Genomic DNA, 23943 nt, shown 5'->3' with positions numbered 1-23943 from the left:
CAGGACGTCGCCTCGCCATTGGTTGCAGTAGGTGGCGTCGGTGTTGTTTGAACTAAGGACGATCAGGTTGCCATTTGTTGACGCGAATGCCGCCCATGTTCGCGACGCCGAACAAGTCGCAGATGGTTCGGTTATCGATGGGGCTGCCGAGCCTCTACTTGGCGGGCCTTTATCTTCTCCTTCGGCCGCAATTTACGTCGGGTTTTTCGTTCTCCGCGGAGCTGAAGAGCGAACTGACTTTTGGATAGATCGCTTCGCTTCAATTTTTCGGCGAATTTCCTGCGTCAAATCAAAGCGCGTAATTTGTGCTTGTAAATTTTCGGGCACTTGCAGCCATTCCTTGGGCTTGCGCCGTTTCATCTCTTGGCAAATTGCGAATATCGACATGCCGCGGCTGCCGGCCGCGACGGCATCCTTTACCAATTGTTTCTTCCTCTTCTCGGTCCATAGTCGCCTCTTCGGACGCTTGGAGTGAACAGAGCAGAATGCGTGCAGCAATTCCCACCAATGAAACGGATCGTTGTAGTTAAGTTGGGTCTTACGGAAGGCGTCTAAGACAGGCTTATCTTCATCGTCACCACAATCGATAATCGCAGCGACCAAGCTGAATGACCTGGCGAGGCGGCGACGATCGATTGCCTTGTAATCGCTGACTAGTCCTTGCCTCGCGATCCATTTGAATCGCTCATTTAATAGCTTCGGATACTCTTTCGACATCGAATCAAAGCCCCGCTCGATAGCTGGTTATCGCCTCGAAGCTACACGCGAGCAAAGTGCGGCGCAATTGCAGCGAAGAAGGCCTTCGTCTTTGCAATGGAAAAACTATTGGCGATTTGGTCCATCTCGGGAGTCTGCAATAGGGCAGGCGCCAAAATGAAACCAACGCCATGAATAAACCGCATCATAACATTGAACCAGAAGCTAGAGTAACAAACCCATTCCCTTGCGCTGATGGGCTACTGAATTGCGTCCAGTCAAACCTCGCTTCCATCGATGCCAATGCCGTAGGATGCTTCAGCAGGCTTAAAGCCTGGAAAGCGGCCTGCGATCGCATGACCTCAACGCAATGGGACACTATCACAGAACATCTCGTGAGCATCCAAGAGCACGTTCTTGGGGTCCAGGATGAGCTTGTCGATGTCCATCACTTGGCCGCCGAATCTCGGGAGATGCCCGACGCGGGTAAGTGTGTCGGTGCCGAGCCCGGCGACTGGTCGGTGGAGGACAAGCTGCTTCGTGTCGAAGAACGAACGGTCTACGACGCCTTCCAGTTTGAAACGGAGTTGCGCGAGCTGTTCGGCTTCAATTTTATTGATGGCGAGCTGGACTCGGCACTGCTGCCGGCAATGGAAGTTGTTGTCGAGAAAGCTGATGCGGCCACCAAACAAGGGCTGGCCATCGCCGCGTTGCATAAGTTCATCAACAGCCATCCGCGGGGCTTCCGACGTTATTTCGAAGGTGGCGACCGCCCCTACCCGCGGCCGTCGAAGGAGGTGCAGGCAGAGATAGACGCCAAACTGCCGACGTATATTGCGTACCTGCAAACTGAGCTGGCAGAGGCCATCGAGGAAGAAACGAAGAGCCGACCCGACGGTATCACACCGTAGGCAGCCTTACGGGGCCATTAACTGCAATTCGCCGCCCAAGGGGCGGCGAATTTCTTTGTGAGTCGTTCGCGAGACACGCGCGATTTCTAACTGAATGGTGATGTTCATGGACCGGAAATATCCCCTCAGCGTGCATGCCGGCATCGTCGACAAACCCGACGAAGCTGGCCGTCGGCGTTCTGGAAGAGGTTGGGACGCCGTCGAGCTCTCCAAGACCGAGATTGTCGAAGCCATTCGCGAGGGGTGGGCCATGGCGCCGCAGTATCGCGGCGGCCATCGTAAGACTGGCAACTTCATCGGCGTCGGCTTCTTGGCGGCTGACGTAGACGCAGGCATGACGCTGGACGAAGCCAATGACCATCCCTTTGTTCGGCACCACGCTGGACTTGTTCACACCACGGTGTCGCATACCGCCGAGCGCCATCGTCTTCGAATCATATTCCTTCTCGACGAGCCGATTCAAAGCGCCCGTGACTGGGCCGACGCTCAATTGGGTATCGCGCTCAAATTCAATAGCGACGCCTCCGTCTCTGACGGTGCGCGGATGTTCTTCGGCAACACCAAGGCGGCGATCTATCACATAGGTCGAACTTTGCCGGCAGCAGTTGTTGCCGGCCTGATTGCTCGTGGTCGCGACGCTCGCGCAGCTCGAAAGCCCGGCGGCGGCGTGTTGCCGGTGGTTTCGGTGCGGCAGATAGCTGGTCCGGAGTTGGTGAAGATTGCTGGTGGTGATATGGTCAGGCTCGATGAGCTCGGCGTCGGAACCCGGGTGCACTGCCCCCATCACGATGATACTGATCCGAGTGCGTTCGCGGTCATGTCAAGGACACGACAGATCGGCCTGCGTTGCTCAGCGTGCAGGGTCACGTTTTGGTCAAGTGACGAACAAGACGGTTACGATTTTGGGGCGTTCGACCGGCTTTTTGAGCAACGGTTCGCCGGCCAGCATGAAGTCGATCCAGAGGCAACCGGCCTTGATCGCTTTTTCCCACCCGCGCCGCGCTTCGAGAGGCAGCAGGAGCGGTTTTTGCCGCCGGTCGCCTACGAGCCGGGCATTACGCTGGTGAAAAGCCCTAAGGGATCTGGAAAGACCGAAGCCCTGCTATCGATGATCCGTGCCATTCGCGCCGGACAATTTCGAGGCGACATTCTCCATGGTGAGCGTCCGAAATCGATCTTGTTGATTGGCCATCGGCAGTCGCTTCTCAGGGAAGCGGCGAGGAAATTGGGCCTTCGCTGTTATCTCGACGACGAAGAGGAGCCGGACGGAGCCATCCGGACGCTGGCGGTCACCCTGGACAGCCTGCCGAAATACAACGAGTCCGGTGGCGAATTGGCGGCGTCAAAACGCCGGGCATTCGACTTAGTGATTATTGACGAGAGCGAGCAAGTGCTCGGGCATCTCTTCGGCGAAACCATAAGCAAAAATCGAGGTGTTGAACGTTGCTTCGACGCACTGAACTTTGAAGTTGCGAACGCCAAAGCTGTAATTGCGCTCGACGCGGACTTGGGGCTCGTCACTGCGCACGCCCTGCGCACGATGCGTCCGCAGGATTGGGCATCCCGGTGTCGCATTGTCTACAACGCGCCGGTGACGCCGGAGAACAGGCGGGTGATGAAGCTTCACAAGAGCAGACCGTTCTTGGAGAGCCAGGTGATCGATGCGATTAAGCGAGGCGAGCGGTGCTTCGTCACCAGCAACTCGAAAAGATTTATTGATACGCTGCACAGGATGATTGTGAACGAATGCGGCGACGGTATCGTCATAAGGGTCATCACCAGCGACAACTCGCGTGACGAAGCCATCGTCCGCTTCCTCGCCGAGATCAAGACGAAGATACTGCTGGTTCAAGCGGTCTTAGGCACGCCGTCAATTGGCACCGGTATCGACATCACGTTTCCCGATGGCGAATGCCGGGTCGATCGAGTGTTCGGATTTTTCTATCCTTTTGTAAACACCCATACTGACATTGACCAGCAGCTTGCCCGGGTTCGCAATCCCGGCGCGATCGATGTTTGGATCAGCCCTGCCACGTTTAATTTCACCTGCCATCCTGACATTATCAAAGACGATTTGGCACGCGCTTACGTCGTCAAGCGAGCCGTCATAGGTCGGCGAGAGGACGGTATGGTGGAGTATAACCATGACGATCCCCTTCTAATGATCTGCGCCCATGTCACTGCCCTCCAGCGCGCTTCCAAGAATCGGCTGGTGGAACTCTTTTGCGCGCTCCGAGAAGCCAACGGCTGGTCGATCGAGTGGGTTTCGGACAAGGCTTCGGCCATCCCTCACCAACTCGCCAGAGATGCGCTTGATGCGGAGCGCCTGGAAGCGCTGCTGTCAGCACCGACGATCGGCGATGCCGATTTTATGGACCTGGATATAAAAGTATCCAAGGGAATTGCCCTCACAAGGGAAGAGCGGGTTACATACGAGCGCAATCACTTCGAGCGGGTAGTTGGAGTTCCGCTGGATGAAGCGCTCGTCGGAATGAATGCCGACGGTAAGCTTCTCGACAGGGTTGGAAATTTCGCTCGAATTATCATGATCTGGTCGCAGGATCGCAGTGACGGATTGGTAGACATTCTACTAGCACCGACAGAAAAACCGAAAGGACGACTGCAAGGGACCAAACCCGAAATTCTCACCGCGGTGCTGATGAGGGCCGCCGGATTGACTACCGTCGACGGACTCAAGACGACCGAATTGATTTCCGACGACATGCTGCATCGATTCGTCGGCATTTGTCGCGACAATCGAACCGTGATCGAGGAGATCCTTGGTGAACCGTTCAGGAGTGACTTCGAGAAGAAGCCAATGCGTCAACTCAACATGTTCCTCAAGCGTGTCGGGCTCAAGCTGAGCGTGGCAAATATCGAGAAAGTAGCCGGCCGCAAAATACGGTATTACGGGATTCCGTCAGACCCACTCGGAACGATGACGCACCTTGCCCGGTCCTATTTGGCGATCGAACCGCAACGAGAAGCCGCGAAAAAAGAAGCCTGGGTTCAAGCGAGGAAACGCTCCAGAAACGCGCCTTTGGAAATGCACGCGCCGCCACCAGCGGAAACGGAGACCGGTCTTCTATCATCTTCGATCCTCAGTGATCGAGACCGGACCCCAGAACAGGGGACAATAGATTCAAGCCATCTTTGATCACAGATACCGGCCTATTGTCCCCACAGCTAGGTTAATTGTTCACAACATCAGCAAATGATGCCCGCCGGCCGCCGCGATCTCGAGCGCGCGTTTTGCACTTTCCTGGCCCTTGATGTCGCGCAGGTCGAGCAGCGTGGCTTCCTGCTCGTGTACTCTTGGTGAAGGGCGCGACAGCACCTGCGTGCCCTTGAAATGGTTGGCAATCTGGATCAGCGACTTCGCCGCGATGATCTGGATATCGGGGCTCGCCCACGCGGCTTCCGAGCCGCAGGCCGCCGGGCAGATCAGCCCCTCGTCGCGCGAATTCGCTCCGATCGCCGCCGGCAGCACGCCCGCGACCGGCGCGATCGAGCCATCGAGGCCGAGTTCGCCGAGCACGGTGTAGCCGTTCAATGCATCCGGCGGGATCGCGCCGATGGCGGCCATCAGGCCGAGCGCGATCGGCAGATCGTAATGGCTGCCTTCCTTCGGGAGATCCGCGGGTGCCAGATTGACCGTGATCCGGCGCGCCGGCAGCGCCAGCCCGGAGGTGATCAGAGCCGAGCGCACCCGCTCGCGGGCCTCGGACACCGCCTTGTCCCCCAGCCCGACGACGGCGAACGCCGGCAGACCAGGTGCTACCTGCACCTGCACGTCGACCGCGCGAGCCTCGATCCCCTCAAAGGCTACGGTGGAAACCCGCTGAACCATGCCGCCCTCATTGCGCAATCGAAGGTAGCGGAACCCGGTGGCAAGTCAAGAACATTACAGGAACATAGGGTGTGCACTTCGGCAGCGCCGCCGATTGGTGCGCAGGCAATCCCCCGGCAAAGGTAGGCTAGGCGGCCGAATTCGCGCGTTCAAGGACCGGTCCCGCCGCGATTCCCACATGCGCATCCAGCGCCGGCACCAGACTCACCCCCTCCACACCCGGCGCGTGGATCACGAACCCGCCTTTGCCGCGGCGTTTGGCTTCGTACATGGCGCGGTCGGCGGCGCTGAGGAGTTCGTCGGCGGTGTTGCCGTCGCGGGTTGCGGCGGCGATGCCGATGCTGACGCCGATTTTTGCGGCGGGCGCGAATTCGAACGGAGCTGACACCGCGGCGATGATCCGCTGTGCGATCGAGACGGCTGCGTCGTCGGCGATATCCGGCAGCAGGACGACGAATTCGTCGCCGCCGAGGCGGCATACCGCATCGATCTCGCGAACGCTGGCGCGCAAGCGGCGGGACACCGCGACCAGAACGGCGTCGCCGGTCGCATGTCCCAGTCCGTCATTGACGGCCTTGAAGCCGTCGAGGTCGAGACAGAACACGGTGAGTTTCGAATGGGGAGAGACAGGCTCCGGTCCGGCGAGCAGTTCGGCGAACAGTTTTTGGTTCATGGCGCGGTTGGGCAGACCGGTGAGCAGGTCGTGATGCGCCATCTGGCGATTGCGGTGCTCGGAACGGTGCAGCTTGAGCAAGCTCCTTTGGTTCTCGAGCAGCAGGAAAATCATTCCGGCGATGTAGAACGGCGTCTGCAAACCGATCAGGAACAGGTACGGGATCGGCGAGAGGATCGTCGCCAGCCCGAACGGCAGCGTCAGGATGCAGATCATGACCGCGCCATAACGCGGCGTGCCGGCGTTGCGCGAGGAAACGCCACTGACCCGGTTGGCGAGGCCGATGCCGGCCATCAGGATCAGCGGCAGAGAGCCCGATCCCACGCATTGATAACTGCCGACGGTAAGCAGGAAGACGGAGGCGAGCCCGGCCCAGATCGGCGCCATGGACGTTCCGATTCGTTGCGCGGCCTTCGTCTTCGCGACGTCCTTCAGCATCAGGTAAACCCGGATGCCGCCGAGCACGATCTCGGCCGCCATCCAGGCATAAGCCCACGCGGCGCCGGTCAGGGCTGCGGCGATCACAGCCGTCATCAGCGACATGAAGATCGCGACCACCAGCGTCGTCGTCTTGCCGGCGCGGGGATGCAGCAACTCGCTGCGGGTATCGTCGGGCTCCGGATGCATGCCGGCGAGCAGCCAGGCGATACCGACGCGAAAGCGCGATTTCGTCTGCTGCGGTTTCGCGGCAATCGTGGAATGGGGGACCGGTGCGACGGTGGCTGTCATGGCCGCAATGTCGGCCGGCAGGCATTGAGAGGTGCTTAAGCCCGGTTCCAAAGTTCCCCAAAGCGTAAATATTTAGCTTCTTTGGAGATTTGCCGGTGCGATAACCATGGTTTTTCCGCGTGGCGAAAACCGGCGCGCGGCGTTCAATTCAGCTTAGAGGCTGCGATCGCCATCGTCTTGGCGTCCGGCTGCTCCAACATCTTCAACGCCGCATCGAGGCCGTTGCGCAAGTTGGTCGCGGCATTCGCGGTGCAGCGCAGCCGGCCGGACGAGATGAACTTCACCTCGGTGGTACCGTCGGTCTTCGGAACGAGAATGCGGGTCGCCAGCTCCAGCTCGATCGAACCGTTCATGGTGCCGTAGGCGCCGACGATGTCGAAATAGACCACAGGCGCCGCAGCGCCGGTGTCTTCATAGATCAAGGGCGGCGGCGGCTTGGTGGTCGGTTGGTCGGCCAATGGGGACTCTCCGAATCGCGTTCAGGTCAGGCGTCAGGCGTGCTGATCCCTGCTTACGCGATCTGGGGGGCTACCCATAGGGGTAGGTCGGGTGGCCTGGTGAGAGAAACCAAATTCGAACGCCCGTGGAGTTGCATGGCCGCGAACGCAACCGGTGTATTTCGTCGCACGGCCGACGTGATCTGTTTGAGAAATGCGAGTTTTCAGAAATAGTACCCAACAGCCGAGCCTGGCTTTGCTGCTGCCTCCGGCATCGCGAGGCTCGCTTCTCTCGAGGAGAACTTACTTGAAAATAGCGCAGGCATTTATCGTCACCATCGCAACGCTGACTGCGGGAAGCGCCATCGCGTCTCCTTCCGCAAGCTGCGCATCGAAATTCATCGGCGTTTGGCGCCATTATGGTCCGTTCGGCATCACCAACAAGGCGACACTCACCGCTGATGGACAGGCAAAATGTGATGAGAACGTCGCCTGTCGAACCGAGGGAAGCTGGACCTGCAACGGCAACGTGATGACCTACACCACCAGCGCGGGCCCGTTCACCTACACCAGCAAATCGGCGACGGAGATCGATGGGCCAAACAGCTCAATCAGGATGGTGCGGATTGGTGCGGCGCCAGGCGCGCCTGCGAAAGATGCTTCGCAGGGGCCCACGGTTTGTGCCGCTCAGAAAACCCATATGGACAAGGTGAGCAACGGCGAGATGCCATGCATAGATTTCTCAAACACCTGCACGCGGCCGGTGGTGTTCACGTACGTCTACAATCCTCCGGCCGTGCGGTCGATGACGATGCGCACGACGGTGGCGCCGGGAAAAAAAGGTCAATTTTGCGGGTCGCCTGGCGGCAATGTTGTTTTCTCCGGGGCTCAAATGAAATAGCCGCAGTCGGTGGACTTGCGGCTCAATCCGGCGCTCCGGCATTCGGGGCCGGCCAGCGGCCAGCCCCCTGGGTCGCGCACGTTGGTTCAGAGCAGCATGTTCATCGGCTCCGGATAATACCGAAAGCCCTCGCCGTTCTTGGCGACGTGGCCATAGCCCGGCCAGGCGAAGTGATAGGACATGACAGGGATCTTGTTGGCGGCCAGCATGGTCAGCATCTTGACCCGTGACTGCGCCGACTGCTTCGGATCGGTGTCATAGGAGAATTCCATCAACGGCCGTTCCAGCAGCAGCACCGCATGGTGGGTGAGGTCGCCGAGGAACGCGAAGGATTTTCCTTTCGACGTCACCATGAACATGTGATGGCCCACGGTGTGGCCGGGGGCCGCCATCGCCTGCACGCCGGGCACGAATTCCTGGCCGTCCTTGAAGAACACGATGCGGTCGCGCACCGGCAGCAGGTTCTTGCGGGCGTGAATCACGAAGTCCTTCAGCGGGCTGCCGAGCTTGCCTTCGTCGGTCCAGTAATCGAAATCCGCCTGCGAGATATAGTACTGCGCGTTCGGGAACAGCGGCTTGTCGTCGGCGCCGACGATGCCGCCGATATGGTCGATATGGGCGTGCGACAGCACCACCGCGTCGATATCACTGGCCTTGATGCCGGCCTCCGCCATGCTCTTCTGCTGGCGGCCGGTGGTCGGGCCGAAGGCCTTCGAGGTGCCCATGCCGGTGTCGAACAGGATCAGTTTGTCGCCGGTATTCACGATCGGCGAGTTCTGCTCCAGCACGACATTGTCGGGGTTGAGGAAATTGTCCGTGAGCATCTTCTTTACTTCTTCCTTCGGCACGCCGGTGAAGGTGCCGGAGGGATCGCCGAGCGGCAGCGGGCCGTCGGAAACAACCGTCACCTCGGCGTCGCCGAGTTCGAAGCGGTGCCAGTAGGGCGTCTGGGTGCCGAGCTTGGGCGCGCGCGCCAGCGCGCTGCCGCCGAGCATGGTCGAGGCGCCAAGACCCACGCCAAGACCCGCACCAAGCGAAAGCAGTGACCGTCGCGAAAGATTCGTCGTCATGCGTCTTCCTCCACTGATTTTGATTTGTCGCTTTTGATTAGTCGCGCGTTTCTTGCGGACAGATTCATCCGCAGCTACAGGCTGCGCCCGCTTCCGGAAATTGGCAAGTGGGATAAGGTGACACAGTAGAAATAGACTGACAGCACAACCCGGCGCGGAAAATTATTTTCCGCGCTGCTTTATTTGCTGCGACGCTCCATCAGCCGCGGCGCTTTATTTGCCGCCGCACTCATTTCACCTGGCGCGTTACTTGGCGTGCTTGGCCTCGATGGTATCCCAGATCATCGCGGCCACATCCGGGCCATTGAGCCGCGCGATCGCGCGGATTCCCGTGGGGGACGTGACGTTGATCTCGGTGAGGTTGCCGTCGATCACGTCGATGCCGACGAACAAAAGCCCGAGTTCGCGCAGCACCGGACCGACAGTGGCGCAAATCTCGCGCTCGCGGTCGGAGAGGTCGGTGGCGTGGGCGGCCCCGCCGCGCACCATGTTGGAACGCAGGTCGTCCGGCGCCGGCACGCGGTTGACGGCGCCGGCGAACTCGCCGTCGACCAGGATGATGCGCTTGTCGCCATGCTTCACTTCGGGCAGGAAGCGCTGGATCACCCAGGGTTCGCGGAAGGTGACCGAGAACATGTCGAACAGCGAGCCGAAATTCATGTCCTGCGGCATGACGCGAAACACCGCGGCGCCGCCATGGCCGTGCAGCGGTTTCATGACGACGGCGCCGTGCTCGTCGCGGAACGAATTGATCTCGTCGAGATCGCGCGAGATCAGCGTCGGCGGCATCAGGTGCGGAAAGTTCATCACCATGATCTTTTCCGGCGCGTTGCGCACCGAGGCCGGGTTGTTGACGACCAGCGTCTTGGGATGGATGCGCTCGAGGAGATGCGTCGAGGTGATGTAGGCGAGGTCGAACGGCGGGTCCTGGCGCAGCAGCACGACGTCGAAGGCGGCAAGCGGCGTACGCTTCGGCTCGCCGAGGGTGAAGTGATCGCCGGCTTCGTCGCGCACGGTCAGCATCTGCACCGGCGCCACCAGCTCCTCGCCACGCAGCGAGAGTTTGTCCGGGGTGTAATAGGAAAGGCCGTGACCGCGCTTTTGCGCTTCCAGCAATAACGCAAAGGTCGAATCGCCGCGGACGTTGATACGCGCGATGGGGTCCATCTGGACGGCGACATTCAATTTCATAGGGGGGTCCGGGTCTCTGGAGGGAAGTGAGTTTCTATAGCGTTTTCAAGCGAAGTGGGTACCGGTTCGCGTCAAGAAAACGCGTCGGAAAATTAACTGCTGGCGTCGAATGCCGCTAACAGATGGCGCGGCAGGTGCCGCGGCGCAATCAGGATGGCGTCAAATCGCAGGTCAAATTCCGCATGCTCGGGATGCGCCATCAGCCACCCCTGCGCGGCGTCGATGATGCGCGCCTGCTGCCGCGGCGTCACCGCATAGGCCGCGTCATCCAGGCTGGCGCGGGCCTTGACCTCGACGAAAACCAGCAGATTGCGTTTCTTCGCCACCAGGTCGATCTCGCCATGGGGCGTTTTGAAGCGTTTTGCCAGAATGCGGTAGCCCTTGGCCATCAGCAGCGCGGCGGCGCGGCTTTCGGCGGATAATCCGGTGCGGAAGGCCGCGACCCGCGCCGGGGAAGCGGATTTGGCGGCAGGATCCACTTTAGAAGGTTCGGATGGCGCGGCGCCGTCAGTCTTCGCCATCGCCGCCTCGAATCTCTTTGGCCAGCTCGAGCGCGCGGGCATAGACCTCACGGCGCGGCCGGCCGGATAATTCGACCGCATGCGCGACGCTGTCCTTGACGCTGTCGCGCACAAGCTGCGATCGCAGGAGGTCGTCGAGGTCGCTGTCGGTCATGATGAGCGAGTCGGGACGCGGCGGGCCAACCACGAGCACGAATTCGCCGCGCGTTTCCAGCGTATCGGCCGCTTTCGCCAATTCCGCGATGGGTGCACGGGTAATCTGCTCGTGCATCTTCGTCAGCTCGCGGCAGATCGCGGCATCGCGATCGCCCATGACATGGGCCAAATCCGCCAGCGTGTCCTGCACGCGGTTGCCGGAATCGAACATGACTAACGTGGCGTCGATCTTCGATAGCTCGGCGAGCCGCGCGCGCCGCGCGCCCTGCTTGGGCGGCAAGAAACCCTCGAAGTAAAACCGGTCGGTGGGCAGGGCGGCGACCGAGAGCGCGGTCAACACCGAGGACGCGCCGGGCACCGCGATCACGGCGTGGCCGGCGGCGCAGACCTCGCGCACCAGCTTGAAGCCGGGGTCCGATATCAAGGGCGTGCCGGCGTCCGACACCAGCGCGATCGAGGCGCCCTGTGCCAGCTTCTCCAGGATCTTTGGCCGCGCCAGTGCGGCATTGTGCTCGTGATAGGGTTTGAGCTGCGCCGAGATCGCGTAGCGCTCGGTCAGGCGGCGGGTGATGCGGGTGTCCTCGCAGGCGATGATGTCGACGCCGGCCAGCGTCTCCAGCGCACGCAGCGTGATATCGCCGAGATGGCCGATCGGGGTAGCCACCAGATAGAGGCCGGGAACCGGCTTTGGGGCGTTCAGAACATGCCCGCTGACCGAATATGTCCTGATGGTCGAACCCGGTTCGCCTTCAGTCTCGTAGTTAGAGCTGGTTTTTGCGCGCATAATACCAATCTAAAGGGGACGCGGCTTCGGCGCCACAGCGCGGTGGGGTTGAACGAACGCCATGGCTGCGGAAAGAGGGAGGAGGGCAGGTTCCTGCAACCGGCAGCGCCGCCGTGGGGCCATAATCCTTTTGATTTAGTTAACCATTCGCCGACAATATGGCTAAATCCACGTCTGACTTCAGGGGTGGAGTCCTGGCCGATCCTGGTCGGTCAAGAGAAGAGACACGATGGTAGGCCCGCTCAATCGCAAGCCTGGATCTCCGGGTCCCAAGCCTTCGGATCCCAAGTCTTCGGATCCCAAGTCTTCGGATCCTAAGCCTTCGGATCCTAAGCCGTCAGGTGCGACGCGGCGGACGGCGGTCGGGCTTATTCTCGGCGCGCCGCTGCTCGGCGCCTGCGCCGGCGTGCAGCAATCGCTCGGCCAGTTTTCCAACCCGTTCAGCTCGTCGCAACCGGATGCCGGACCCGCCGGCCCGCAGCAGCAGCCGTTGTCGGTCGGCAACGGCCAGGTCAAGGTCGGCCTGATCCTGCCGCTGTCGGCGGCCGGCAACGCCGGCGTCGCCGCGCAATCGATGAAGAACGCGGCCGAGATGGCGCTGGCCGAGTTTCAGAACCCGAACGTCCAGCTCCTGATCAAGGATGACGGCGGCAGCCCGCAAGGCGCGCAGCAAGGCACCCAGCAGGCGCTCGGCGAGGGCGCGGAAATCATTCTCGGTCCGCTGTTCGCGGCCTCGGTGCCTGCGACCGCGCAACTAACGCGCACGCGCGGCACCTCCGTGATCGCGTTCTCGACCGATTCCAGCGTCGCCGGGCGCGGCGTCTATCTGCTGAGTTTTCTCCCGGAGTCCGACGTCAACCGGATCATCGATTACGCCGCCGGCACCGGAAAGCGCTCGTTCGCCGCACTGGTGCCCGACAACGCCTATGGCAATGTGGTGGAAGCCGCCTTCAAGCAGGCGGTCGGCCGCAAAGGTGGCCGCGTCATTGCGTTCGAGAAATACACCGCCGATCGCTCGGCCGCGGTGCGGACGGTGGCGGCAGCCCTCGGCTCGGCCGATGCGCTGATGATCGCCGACGACGGTGAATCCGTGGTGGCGACGGCGGATGCGCTGACGGCGGCGGGCGTGAACTTGCGCAACATCCAGTTGCTCGGCACCGGGCTGTGGGACAATCCGCGGGTGTTCGCGAGCGCAGCACTGCAGGGCGGGCTTTACGCCGCGCCGGACCCGTCGGGCTTTCGCAGTTTCGCCGGCCGCTACCGCAGCAAATATGGCGCCGAGCCGGTTCGCACCGCAACCCTCACCTACGACGCGGTCGCGCTGGTCGCAGCTCTCGCGCGCACCCAAGGCGCGCAACGCTTTGCGGCAGAAACGCTGACCAATCCGTCGGGTTTTGCCGGCATCGACGGGTTGTTTCGATTCCGCTCCGATGGCACCAACGAACGCGGGCTGGCGGTGATGAAGGTTGCGACCGGCGGCGGCGTCGCGGTCGCCGGTTCGCCGAAGAGTTTCGGGGCGTAGAAACTTTACGCCGCGAGATCCGCGACCACCGCATCCAGCACCGGAAATCCAGACTGCGTTACGCGCAGGCGGCCGTCGGCGTCGACGGTGATGGCGCCTTCGTCGCGAAGGATGGCGATCCGTGCCGGATCGAGCGCGCGGCCTGACAGCGCCGCGTAGCGCTTGGGATCGATGCCTTCCGCGAGCCGCAATCCCATCAGCAAAAATTCGTCGGCGCGCTCCTCGCTGTTGAGGAGATCGTCGGTGGTGACGCCGTTGCCGTTGGCCTCGACGCGCATCAGCCAGGCCTCGGGGCGCTTTTCGGTCGCGATCGCGTGCCTGGTGCCGTTGATGTCGAGGCGGCCATGGGCGCCGGGGCCGACGCCGGCATATTCCTCGCCGCGCCAATAGACCAGGTTGTGCTTGCACTCGGCACCCGGCCGGGCGTGGTTGGAAATCTCATACGAAGGCAGGCCGTTGATGGCGCAGACCTCCTGCGTCACGTCATACAGGGCGCGGGCGACCGCTTCGTCCGGCGTCTTCAGCTTGCCGGCGGCGTGCAGGCCGAAGAACGGCGTGCCTTCCTCGATCGTGAGTTGATAGAGCGACAGATGTTCGGCGGCTTCCGAAATCGCCAGCTTCAATTCGTCGGCCCACATCTGCGGCGTCTGGTCGGGGCGGGCGTAGATCAGGTCGAACGAATAACGGTCGAACACGGTGCGCGCGATCGCAACCGCATCCAGCGCTTCGCGCGCCGTATGCAGCCGGCCCAACGCTTTCAACGAGGCGTCATCCAGCGCCTGCACGCCGAGCGAGACGCGGTTGACGCCGGCGGCACGATAGCCGCGAAACCGCGTCGCCTCCACGCTGGTCGGATTGGCTTCGAGCGTTACTTCGACGTCATCGGCGACCTGCCAGTGCTTGCCGATCGCGTCGAGCACGGCGCCGACGGTGTGCGGCTGCATCAGCGACGGCGTGCCGCCACCGAGAAAGATCGAGGACACCTGCCGCCCCGGCACCCGCGCGGCCGTGGATTCGATCTCGCGCGCAAAGGCGCTGGCAAAGCGCGCTTCGTCGATCGGTGCGTGGCGAACGTGGCTGTTGAAATCGCAATAGGGGCATTTCGACAGGCAGAACGGCCAGTGCACATAAACGCCGAACGCTTGCTTGTTTCCCGCTCCCGCTTGCGGGCCGAGACGAGCAGAGCTCGCTCTTGGAGGGCCAGGGTGAGGGCGGTTGCCGTTAGTCAAGGCAGATCTCCGCCAGTTTGACGAAGGCGCGGGCGCGGTGTGACAGGCCCAAACCCAAAGGAGGCAGGCCGTGCTTCTCGATCGAGGTCATCTCGCCGAACGTACGCGCATGTCCGTCGGGCTGGAACGCCGGATCGTAGCCGAAGCCGGCCGTGCCGCGCGGCGGCCACACCAGAACTCCGTCGGCGCGCGCCTCGACCTCTTCGAGATGATCGTCGGGCCAGGCGACGCACAAGGCCGAGACGAAATGCGCTCTTCGTTTCTCGGACGTGGTGGCGCCGCGCTCCTGCAGCAGGCGTTCGATCCGCGTCATCGCCGCGGTGAAATCCTTGGTCTCGCCGGCCCAGCGCGCCGAGTGGATCCCGGGCGCGCCGTCCAGCGCCTCGACCACCAGTCCGGAATCATCGGCGAAGGACGGAAGCCCCGAGGCCTTCGCTGCCGCCATCGCCTTGATCGCAGCGTTGGCGCGAAACGTATCGCCGGTCTCTTCGGGTTCGCCGAGCCCGAGCTCGCCCGCGGAAATCGCCTCGACGCCATGCGGTGTCAGCAGTTCCCGCATCTCGGCGAGCTTGCCGGGATTATGGGTTGCGATCACGAGCCGGCCGGTGATTCGACGGTGCATGATCGATCAGACTACGCGACGGCCAGTTTCTGCAAGTCCACCAGACGCGCGACACCGTTGCGCGCCAGTTCCATCAGCGCCAGGAACTCGTCCTGCGAGAACGGCGTCTTCTCGGCGGTGCCCTGCACCTCGATGATGCGGCCGTCGCCGGTCATGACGAAATTGGCGTCGGTGTCGGCCTCGGAGTCCTCGGCATAGTCGAGATCGAGCACCGGGGTGCCCTGATAGATGCCGCAGGAGATCGCCGCGACATTGTCGCGCAGCACGTTGTTGGCCTTGATCATGTTGCGGTTCTTCATCCAGGCGATGCAATCGGCCAGCGCCACCCAGGCGCCGGTGATCGAGGCCGTTCTGGTGCCGCCATCGGCCTGGATGACGTCGCAGTCGACCGTGATCTGGCGCTCGCCGAGCGCTTCGAGGTCGACGGCGGCGCGCAGCGAGCGGCCGATCAGGCGCTGGATTTCGACGGTGCGGCCGCCCTGCTTGCCGGCGGCGGCTTCGCGGCGGGTACGTTCCAGCGTGGCGCGCGGCAGCATGCCGTATTCGGCCGTGACCCAGCCGCGCCCCTGACCCTTGAGCCAGGGCGGCAGCCGCTCTTCCAGCGTCGCGGTGACCAGCACATGGGTGTCGCCAAACTTCACCATGCAGGAACCTTCGGCATATTTGACCACGCCGCGTTCCAGCGACACGGGACGCAGCTGATCGGGCGCACGGCGGCTTGGCCGCATGGGAGAATCCTTTCGAAAAATCAGGCAAAAACCGGTTGCGGTGCTTGTAGGAGGGGGAATGGGCAGCGGCAAGGGTTTTTGCCCCTGTTTTGCGGGAATGCGCGCTTGTCATCGGCCCCCCGGATGGACAGATTAGAGGGGCTGGGAGGAATAAATATTGGCCCACCACGATCCGATTGGTCTGATCGCGCCGAATGCGGGGCTCGCCCAGCTCAACGAGCGTTCGCGCGACATTTTTCGTCAAATCGTCGAGAGTTATCTCGCGACCGGCGAACCCGTCGGCTCGCGCAATATCTCGCGCCTGATCGCGATGCCGCTCTCACCGGCCTCGGTGCGCAATGTGATGTCCGACCTCGAGCAGCTCGGCCTGATCTACGCGCCGCATACCTCGGCCGGCCGGCTTCCAACCGAGCTTGGTCTGCGGTTCTTCGTCGATGCCCTGATGCAGGTCGGCGATCTCACCGAAGCCGAGCAGTCATCGATTCAGACCCAGCTCGCCGCCGTCGGCCGCGCGCAGTCGGTCGAGGCAGCCCTTGGCGAAGCCCTGACGCGGCTGTCGGGACTGACCCGGGCCGCCGCCGTGGTGCTGACCGCCAAATCCAATTCGCGGCTGAAACACATTGAATTCGTGCGGCTGGAGCCGGAGCGCGCGCTGGTGGTGCTGGTCGGCGAGGACGGCCAGGTCGAAAACCGCGTCCTGACCTTGCCGCCTGGCGTTCCCCCTTCGGCGCTGACGGAAGCGACCAATTTCCTCAACTCGCGGATTCGCGGGCGAACGCTCGCCGAAGCCCGGCTGGAACTCGAAACCGCGCTCACGGCTAGCCGCGCCGAACTCGATCAACTGACGCAGAAGGTGATCGCGGCCGGCATCGCCGGCTGGTCCGGCGGCGAAACCGAGGACCGGCAGTTGATCGTGCGCGGCCACGCCAATCTGCTCGAAGATCTGCATGCGCTGGACGATCTTGAGCGGGTCAAATCGCTGTTCGACGATCTCGAGACCAAGCGCGGCGTCATCGACCTGCTCGGCCGGGCGGAGCGCGCCGAAGGCGTGCGAATTTTCATCGGATCGGAGAACAAGCTGTTCTCGTTGTCCGGTTCCTCCACCATCATCGCGCCCTATAGCGACGCCTCGGGCCGCATTGTCGGCGTTCTCGGCGTGATCGGGCCGACGCGGCTGAACTATGCACGGGTGATTCCGACGGTGGACTATGCGGCCCGGATCGTCAGCCGGATGCTGGGCGGCTAATCCGAGCCCCGCTGCCCCCAAAAGCGGTTATGAACGCTTGATTTTCGTCGCCTAAAGCACGATATCCCCCGCAGCAAATCCCCATTTGACCAGATGCGTTTTTTGAGAAGGCAGCCTTATGACCGATCCCAACCGGCCGAATGAAGACCCGGCGAACGCGGCCCAGAGCGGCGAGCCCGTGGTCTCCAAGCCCTACATCATGCCCGACGATCCCGAGGAAGGATCAGCCGAGGCGCTGACCAAGGAACTGGCTGACGCGCGCGACAAGACGCTGCGTACGCTGGCGGAAATGGAAAACCTGCGCCAGCGCACGCGGCGCGAGGTCGCCGATTCCAAGACCTATGGGATCACTGGTTTCGCGCGCGACATTCTCGATATCGCCGACAATCTGCAGCGCGCGCTCGATGCGATCCCGGCCGAGGCCAGGGAAACCGCCGATCCCGGCATCAAGGCCTTCATCGAGGGCGTCGAGCTGACCGAACGCTCGCTGCTCAACACGTTGGAGAAGAACGGCGTCAAGAAGTTCGATCCGTCGGGCCAGAAGTTCGACCCGAACTTCCAGCAGGCGATGTACGAAGTGCCCGATCCCTCGGTTCCATCAGGGACGGTGGTTCAGGTGGTGCAGGCCGGCTTCATGATCGGCGATCGCGTGCTGCGTCCGGCGCTGGTCGGCGTCTCCAAGGGCGGCGCCAAGGCAGCCGCGGCGGCGAGCGAACAGAACTAAGATTAGATCGAGCTGCATCCGTGAAGGTACTGCACTCCCTCTCCCGCTTGCGGGGGAGGGTTGGGGTGGGGGTGTCGCCGCGAGTCAAACTGTTCGTGTGGAGAGAGCTTCCCCCACCCGGATCGCATCTCTCGATGCGATCCGACCTCCCCCGCAAGCGGGAGAGGTAAGGCGAAGCTAAGCCGCGATATCCGCGGACTGGATGCGCTTGACGCCGGCCTTGGCCATATCGGCCCAGGCTTTGGCCATCGAGCCCTGGGTGTCGATGCCGCGGCAGGCATCTTCGACCACATAGGTCTCGAAGCCGGCCTTGCGCGCATCGAGCGCGGTCCATGCCACGCAGAAATCGGTGGCGAGGCCGGCCACGAACAGGCGCTTGATCTGGCGCGCCTCCAGGTAGGCGGCGAGGCCGGTCGTGGTCTTGCCGTCGGCCTCGGTGAACGCTGAATAGCTGTCGACGTCCTTGTGAAAACCCTTGCGGATGATCAGCTCGGCCTGCGGGATCGAGAGGTCCTTCGACAGCGACGCGCCGTCGGTTCCCTGCACGCAGTGATCGGGCCACAGCACCTGTTTGCCGTAAGGAAGATCGACGGTTTCGAACGGCTTCTTGCCGGCATGGGATGAGGCGAACGAGATATGGCCCGCGGTGTGCCAGTCCTGCGTCATCACCACATTGGCAAAGTTTTTGGCGATGCGGTTGATGACGGGCACGACCTGATCGCCGTCCTTCACCGCGAGGCTGCCGCCCGGCAGGAAACAGTTCTGGACGTCGATCACCAACAGCGCCGATGCGTCATCAGGCTTGATCGCAGCAGCCTGCAGCGCGCGCGGGAAAACCGTCGCCATCGCGGCCGTGCCGGCGATGGTGCCTAGTCCCGCGAGAATTTGCCAGCGATCCAACATTCGGTCGAACATGATGCATCTCCCTGTCAAAGACCGGAGCCAGCAAATCAGGTCGGGCTCAGAGCGTAAAGCAGCTTACAGCGTTTTCGAGCGAAGTGGTTGCCGGTTCGCGTAAAGACAACGCGTCAAAACAAAAAAGCAGCGCCCGCGTCTGATTCAATCAGAACCGGGCTCTAAACGGCGGCGCGCGATTGAATCTTCGGCACGATCGGCGATACGCCGATCAGCTGCGTGGCTGAATGCCGTCGCGCACCGCGCGGAAGCGCGGAAACGCCTTGCTCCAGTCGTCGCGCGGCGAGCTGCCGATGATGCGCATCGAGGTCTGGGCGCCGAACCGCAGCCACTGCACGACGGTAACAGGCGTATTGTCCTTGCCGCTGGTGGCATCGATCCGCGTCTCGTAGCCGGGCTGGCCATCGATGCGTACCGGCTCCGACATCGTGATCTTGGCGTCGCGCACGCCGGGTATCGTGGTCGCGATCTGCTGGGCAAAACGGCCGCGATCATCGGGCGAGGTCGGGGCGGAGCCGATCAGGCCGACGATCATGAAGGGCGCGATTTCGAAGCCGGTCTTTTCGTCGCCGTCGGCGAGAATGACGGCGGCCCCGGGCGCCAGCGTGCGGACATTCTTGAAATTGCTGAGCTCGTTCATATTGAACGGCATCGTCCCAAGCTGCTCCTCGACAGGAACCTCGTTGCGGATCACGGCGGACGCAAACATCTGGCGCACGGCTTCGTCGGTATAAATCTTCCAGGCGTTTTCCGGGACCTGCACGGCGACATAACCCGAGAAGGTTGGGCCCGGCAGGATCATCGAATAGCGCCGCACATTGGTGGCGCCTTCCTTGGCGTTTTCGGCGGTGTAGTAGGCAAGCCCCGTCGCGGTCTCGATGCTCTCCGGCTTGACGCCGCCGGTGCCGCCGGGATTGGCCTTGAAGGCACTGGCAACCTCGCCATAGGCCTCGACGGGCAGGTCCGCCATCAGCACCTTGACCCCGTGATCCTCGGTCTCGAACCCGACAAAGGACTTTGCTTTGACGAGGCCGACCAGCGGCACCAGGCCGACCCTGGCGCCCGGCGCGAACACCGGGTCCGCCGCGTAGGCGGAACAGGTGGCAGCAACAGCGAGGGCAACCGCAGCGAAGTATCGAAGTGGCTTCATGAAGGATCTACCGGGTTTGCATTGAGGCCGTTCAATGGTCGGCCGGTGCAGTAAGGTGGTGCACCAAGGCTTGGCGGCCTCGGTTCAGTCGGCCCGCTTTTAGCGGTTTTGATGTCCGTGGAACAGGGCGGCACGGGCGCGCGTCACGGGGTCGCGGCCAAGACGCGGCCAAGACGCAGCTTGCGATCAGCCCCGGACACCCACATGAACAGACCGAACGGCAGAAAATCAGCCCGGCACAGACGGTCCGGAGAAAGTTTTTGCGGCGTTCCCAATTGTTCCAATTTCGATAGTTTGCTCAGTGTGTTATCGCCTGCGCGGCGCGATCCGCGAAGGACCCTTTCTCTTTCTCATGCGCCTTCTTGCCGCCATACTGGAACCCAAAAACGCGTAACGAGATCTGGACCGAGAGATGAGCCGATTCTGGAGCAGTTTGACGCATGGCCTGACGCCCTATGTGCCGGGCGAACAGCCGCGCATGACCGAGCTGGTCAAGCTCAACACCAATGAAAATCCGATCGGTCCTTCGCCGCGCGCGCTGGAAGCGATTCGCAACGAGGCGGCCGATACGTTGCGGCTGTATCCGGATCCGCAGGCCAACGCCTTGCGGATGGCGCTGGCCATCTACCACGGGGTGCGGCCCGAACAGGTGTTTGTCGGCAACGGTTCGGACGAGGTGCTGGCGCACGCCTTCGCCGCGCTGCTGAAACACGACGCGCCGTTATTGTTCCCGGATATCACCTACAGTTTCTACCCGGTCTATTGCCGCCTGTTCGGGATCGCCTACGAGGCGGTGCCGCTCGACGAGGCGATGCAAATCCGCATCGCCGATTATCAGAGGCCAGCCGGCGCGCTGATACTGCCCAATCCGAACGCGCCGACAGGAATCGCGTTGTCGCGGGCCGAGATCGCGACGTTGCTGGAGCAACATCCCGACGCCCCTGTGGTGATCGACGAGGCCTACGTCGATTTCGGCGCCGAGACCGCGATTCCGCTGGTCGCCTCCCATCCCAATCTTCTGGTCGTCCAAACCATGTCGAAGTCCCGGGCGCTGGCCGGACTTCGCATCGGCTACGCGATCGGCGATGCCGACCTGATCGAGGCGCTCAATCGCGTCAAAGACAGCTTCAATTCCTATCCGCTTGGCCGGCCCGCGCAGGCCGGCGCCATCGCCTCGCTGGGCGACGAGGCCTATTTTCAACAGGCCCGCGCGCGCGTCATCGAAGGCCGGGAGCGGCTGAATCGTGGCTTGGTCCGGCTTGGCTTCGACGTGCTGCCGTCCTCCGCCAACTTCGTGTTCGCGCGTCATCCGGCGCATGCAGGCGCGGCGCTGGCCGCGGCACTGCGCCAGCGGGCGGTGATCGTCCGCCATTTTTCGGCGCCACGCATCGCCGACTACCTGCGGATCACGGTGGGCACCGACGGGCAGACCGACCGGCTGTTGTCGGCGCTGTCGGAGATCCTGGGCAGCGAGCCGGCCGCGGCGTGATTACGCAGTCTCGCCGTTCGTGGTCCGTTCGGCCAGCAAATGTCGCTGCTATCAGCGGGTTCCGAAACCGGGAGTTTTTCGGCGGATTTCGCAGCATTTTGCGATTTTCCGGCGACTCCCGGGACGATCCACGGTGCGGACGAATCCGCGCTGGGGATGACCGCCCGTTCGGGTTGCGCGACCTCATCGTGGCCCAGGCGGCGGCCGCGTGGCCGCAATCATTGCCGATCTCTTAACGCGGCTCAGGTCATGAACCTGCCGGCATCCCGAGCTGACACAATCTTTCAAACCTCAGTCTTTTCAGGCCCCAAGGTTGCGTTCAGTCCTTGCAGGCCCAACCCCCCCTCCTATATGAGGCTCACCGTCGCAATATCGCGAGTATTTGATAGTTGGGGGTTCGGTTAGGTGCGCCGCTCAGGGCCCAGCCAACCTGCCGCAAAAAGAAGGATATGAGGACCATGGGAAAGGTCATTGGGATCGATCTCGGCACCACGAATTCGTGCGTCGCCGTAATGGATGGCAAGACTGCGAAAGTCATCGAGAACGCCGAGGGCATGCGCACGACGCCGTCGATTGTTGCTTTCACTGACGATGGCGAGCGCCTCGTCGGCCAGCCGGCCAAGCGCCAGGCGGTGACCAATCCCGAGCGCACCTTCTTTGCGGTCAAGCGCCTCGTCGGCCGCCGCTATGACGACCCGATGGTCGAGAAGGACAAGAAGCTCGTCCCCTACAAGATCGTCAAGGCATCGAACGGCGACGCCTGGGTCGAAGCCGACGGCAAGACCTATTCGCCCTCGCAGGTCTCCGCTTTCATCCTGCAGAAAATGAAAGAGACCGCCGAAGCCCATCTCGGCCAGAAGGTCGAGCAGGCCGTCATCACGGTTCCCGCTTATTTCAACGACGCCCAGCGTCAGGCCACCAAGGACGCCGGCAAGATCGCCGGTCTCGAGGTGTTGCGCATCATCAACGAGCCGACCGCGGCCGCGCTCGCCTATGGTCTCGACAAGACGAAGGCCGGCACCATCGCGGTGTACGATCTCGGCGGCGGCACCTTCGACGTTTCGGTTCTGGAAATCGGCGACGGCGTGTTCGAGGTGAAGTCCACCAACGGCGATACGTTTTTGGGCGGTGAAGACTTCGACATGCGTCTGGTCGGTTATCTGGCCGACGAGTTCCAGAAGGAGCAGGGCATCAACCTGCGCAACGACAAGCTTGCCTTGCAGCGCCTGAAGGAGGCCGCGGAAAAGGCCAAGATCGAACTGTCCTCGACCACGCAGACCGAAATCAACCTACCGTTCATCACGGCCGACCAGACCGGTCCGAAGCATCTGACGATGAAGCTGACCCGCTCCAAGTTCGAAGCGCTGGTCGACGATCTGATCCAGAAGACCATCGAGCCGTGCCGCAAGGCGCTGAAGGATGCAGGCCTCACCGCCGCCGAGATCGGCGAAGTGGTGCTGGTCGGCGGCATGACCCGCATGCCGAAGGTCCAGGAAGTGGTGAAGCAGTTGTTCGGCAAGGAGCCGCACAAGGGCGTCAACCCGGATGAAGTCGTTGCCATCGGTGCGGCGATCCAGGCCGGCGTGCTGCAGGGCGACGTCAAGGACGTGCTGCTGCTCGACGTGACCCCGCTCTCGCTCGGCATCGAAACGCTGGGCGGCGTGTTCACCCGCATCATCGATCGCAACACCACGATCCCGACCAAGAAGAGCCAGGTGTTCTCGACCGCCGAGGACAACCAGAACGCCGTCACCATCCGCGTCTTCCAGGGCGAGCGTGAAATGGCGGCCGACAACAAGGTGCTCGGCCAGTTCGATCTGATGGGTATTCCGCCGTCGCCGCGCGGCATGCCGCAGATCGAGGTGACGTTCGACATCGACGCCAACGGCATCGTCAACGTCTCGGCCAAGGACAAGGCGACCGGCAAGGAACAGCAGATCCGGATCCAGGCATCCGGCGGTCTGTCCGACGCCGACATCCAGAAGATGGTCAAGGACGCCGAGGCCAATGCGGCCGAGGACAAGAAGCGCCGCGAGGCTGTCGACGCCAAGAACCATGCCGACGCGCTGGTGCACTCCACCGAGAAGGCGCTGGCCGAACATGGTTCGAAGGTCGAGGAGAGCGAGCGTCGCGCCATCGAGGACGCTGTCAGCGATCTGAAGGAAGCGCTGAAGGGCGACGATGCCGAGGCCATCAAGGCCAAGACCAACACGCTGGCGCAGGCTTCGATGAAGCTCGGCGAGGCGATGTACAAGCAGCAGGCCGAGGCCGACGCGGCCAAGGACGCTGCCAAGGATGACGTGGTCGACGCGGAGTTCACCGAGGTCGACGACGACAAGAACAACAAGAAGTCGGCGTAAGCGGGCTATCGATCATGACCCCTGCTCCAAAGAGCGCGA

Annotated in this window: 20 protein-coding genes and 1 pseudogene; 8 read left to right on the top strand and 13 right to left on the bottom strand. The window is 62.4% G+C overall.

What is annotated here, in order from left to right; translation table 11 throughout:
- Nucleotides 1–192: 192 nt before the first annotated feature.
- Nucleotides 193–717 carry a hypothetical protein gene (locus tag FFI89_RS00930; protein WP_138832060.1) on the bottom strand — a complete coding sequence of 175 codons (525 nt, stop codon included), beginning with the start codon at nucleotides 715–717 and terminating at the stop codon, nucleotides 193–195.
- 374 nt (nucleotides 718–1091) lie between these two features.
- Here FFI89_RS00930 and FFI89_RS00925 point away from each other — a divergent pair, with 374 nt between their 5' ends.
- Both FFI89_RS00925 and FFI89_RS00920 read left to right on the top strand, forming a co-directional pair.
- Nucleotides 1092–1607 (top strand): hypothetical protein, encoded by a 516-nt coding sequence (locus FFI89_RS00925; RefSeq protein ID WP_138832058.1) that lies wholly within the window; start codon nucleotides 1092–1094, stop codon nucleotides 1605–1607.
- Between the two features lie 106 nt (nucleotides 1608–1713).
- Nucleotides 1714–4764, top strand: coding sequence for a plasmid replication protein, CyRepA1 family (locus tag FFI89_RS00920; RefSeq protein ID WP_168212738.1), 3051 nt, complete (start codon nucleotides 1714–1716; stop codon nucleotides 4762–4764).
- 45 nt (nucleotides 4765–4809) lie between these two features.
- Here FFI89_RS00920 and FFI89_RS00915 read toward each other — a convergent pair.
- The 3 genes and pseudogenes from FFI89_RS00915 to FFI89_RS00905 all read right to left on the bottom strand — a co-directional run.
- Nucleotides 4810–5457, bottom strand: a pseudogene (locus FFI89_RS00915) (magnesium chelatase domain-containing protein); the annotation flags it as partial.
- A gap of 127 nt (nucleotides 5458–5584) precedes the next feature.
- A complete protein-coding gene (locus FFI89_RS00910; RefSeq protein WP_138832054.1) occupies nucleotides 5585–6859 on the bottom strand; it encodes a GGDEF domain-containing protein in 1275 nt (424 codons plus the stop codon).
- Nucleotides 6860–7002: 143 nt separating this feature from the next.
- On the bottom strand, nucleotides 7003–7317 hold the full coding sequence (locus tag FFI89_RS00905; RefSeq protein ID WP_246669345.1) for a hypothetical protein: 315 nt from the start codon (nucleotides 7315–7317) through the stop codon (nucleotides 7003–7005).
- 286 nt (nucleotides 7318–7603) lie between these two features.
- On the opposite strand from FFI89_RS00905, the gene FFI89_RS00900 reads away from it, so the two are divergent.
- On the top strand, nucleotides 7604–8197 hold the full coding sequence (locus FFI89_RS00900; protein WP_138832052.1) for a hypothetical protein: 594 nt from the start codon (nucleotides 7604–7606) through the stop codon (nucleotides 8195–8197).
- Nucleotides 8198–8283: 86 nt separating this feature from the next.
- On the opposite strand, the gene FFI89_RS00895 is transcribed toward FFI89_RS00900, so the two are convergent.
- The 4 genes from FFI89_RS00895 to rsmI all read right to left on the bottom strand — a co-directional run bounded on the left by FFI89_RS00895 (nucleotide 8284) and on the right by rsmI (nucleotide 11919).
- The gene (locus tag FFI89_RS00895; protein WP_144596274.1) at nucleotides 8284–9267 is read right to left on the bottom strand and encodes an MBL fold metallo-hydrolase; all 984 of its coding nucleotides are present in this window, start codon (nucleotides 9265–9267) and stop codon (nucleotides 8284–8286) included.
- A 246-nt stretch (nucleotides 9268–9513) separates the two neighbouring features.
- Nucleotides 9514–10458, bottom strand: coding sequence for a glutathione synthase (gene gshB / locus FFI89_RS00890; protein ID WP_138832048.1), 945 nt, complete (start codon nucleotides 10456–10458; stop codon nucleotides 9514–9516).
- Nucleotides 10459–10550: 92 nt separating this feature from the next.
- Entirely contained in the window at nucleotides 10551–10979 is a 429-nt protein-coding gene (locus FFI89_RS00885; protein WP_138835985.1) for a YraN family protein, read from the bottom strand.
- Entirely contained in the window at nucleotides 10966–11919 is a 954-nt protein-coding gene (rsmI, locus tag FFI89_RS00880) for a 16S rRNA (cytidine(1402)-2'-O)-methyltransferase (RefSeq protein WP_138832046.1), read from the bottom strand. The genes FFI89_RS00885 and rsmI overlap by 14 nt, the downstream gene beginning before the upstream one ends.
- Before the next feature lie 229 nt (nucleotides 11920–12148).
- Here rsmI and FFI89_RS00875 point away from each other — a divergent pair, with 229 nt between their 5' ends.
- Nucleotides 12149–13441, top strand: coding sequence for a penicillin-binding protein activator (locus FFI89_RS00875; protein WP_138832044.1), 1293 nt, complete (start codon nucleotides 12149–12151; stop codon nucleotides 13439–13441).
- Between the two features lie 5 nt (nucleotides 13442–13446).
- Here the strand turns inward: FFI89_RS00875 and hemW are convergent, their stop codons facing one another.
- The 3 genes from hemW to rph all read right to left on the bottom strand — a co-directional run bounded on the left by hemW (nucleotide 13447) and on the right by rph (nucleotide 16020).
- Nucleotides 13447–14568, bottom strand: coding sequence for a radical SAM family heme chaperone HemW (gene hemW, locus FFI89_RS00870; RefSeq protein WP_246669344.1), 1122 nt, complete (start codon nucleotides 14566–14568; stop codon nucleotides 13447–13449).
- A gap of 94 nt (nucleotides 14569–14662) precedes the next feature.
- The gene (rdgB, locus tag FFI89_RS00865) at nucleotides 14663–15292 is read right to left on the bottom strand and encodes an RdgB/HAM1 family non-canonical purine NTP pyrophosphatase (protein ID WP_138832040.1); all 630 of its coding nucleotides are present in this window, start codon (nucleotides 15290–15292) and stop codon (nucleotides 14663–14665) included.
- 11 nt (nucleotides 15293–15303) lie between these two features.
- A complete protein-coding gene (gene rph, locus FFI89_RS00860) occupies nucleotides 15304–16020 on the bottom strand; it encodes a ribonuclease PH (protein WP_138832038.1) in 717 nt (238 codons plus the stop codon).
- Nucleotides 16021–16177: 157 nt separating this feature from the next.
- Between rph and hrcA the strand changes: the two genes are divergently transcribed.
- A complete protein-coding gene (hrcA, locus tag FFI89_RS00855) occupies nucleotides 16178–17266 on the top strand; it encodes a heat-inducible transcriptional repressor HrcA (RefSeq protein WP_138832036.1) in 1089 nt (362 codons plus the stop codon).
- A 118-nt stretch (nucleotides 17267–17384) separates the two neighbouring features.
- Nucleotides 17385–17990, top strand: a complete 606-nt coding sequence (gene grpE / locus FFI89_RS00850) for a nucleotide exchange factor GrpE (protein WP_138832035.1) — start codon at nucleotides 17385–17387, stop codon at nucleotides 17988–17990.
- A gap of 177 nt (nucleotides 17991–18167) precedes the next feature.
- Here the strand turns inward: grpE and pncA are convergent, their stop codons facing one another.
- Both pncA and FFI89_RS00840 read right to left on the bottom strand, forming a co-directional pair.
- Nucleotides 18168–18893, bottom strand: a complete 726-nt coding sequence (pncA, locus tag FFI89_RS00845; RefSeq protein ID WP_138835983.1) for a bifunctional nicotinamidase/pyrazinamidase — start codon at nucleotides 18891–18893, stop codon at nucleotides 18168–18170.
- 223 nt (nucleotides 18894–19116) lie between these two features.
- Complete coding sequence (locus tag FFI89_RS00840) at nucleotides 19117–20055, bottom strand: hypothetical protein (RefSeq protein ID WP_138832033.1); 939 nt, start codon at nucleotides 20053–20055, stop codon at nucleotides 19117–19119.
- A gap of 412 nt (nucleotides 20056–20467) precedes the next feature.
- Here FFI89_RS00840 and hisC point away from each other — a divergent pair, with 412 nt between their 5' ends.
- Together hisC and dnaK are read left to right on the top strand one after the other, a co-directional pair.
- Entirely contained in the window at nucleotides 20468–21544 is a 1077-nt protein-coding gene (hisC, locus tag FFI89_RS00835) for a histidinol-phosphate transaminase (protein WP_138832031.1), read from the top strand.
- Nucleotides 21545–22002: 458 nt separating this feature from the next.
- On the top strand, nucleotides 22003–23904 hold the full coding sequence (gene dnaK / locus FFI89_RS00830) for a molecular chaperone DnaK (protein ID WP_138832029.1): 1902 nt from the start codon (nucleotides 22003–22005) through the stop codon (nucleotides 23902–23904).
- Nucleotides 23905–23943: the final 39 nt, after the last annotated feature.

This window comes from Bradyrhizobium sp. KBS0727, from assembly GCF_005937885.2.
GTDB lineage: Bacteria > Pseudomonadota > Alphaproteobacteria > Rhizobiales > Xanthobacteraceae > Bradyrhizobium.
This window is presented reverse-complemented; position numbering and strand designations above follow the sequence as displayed.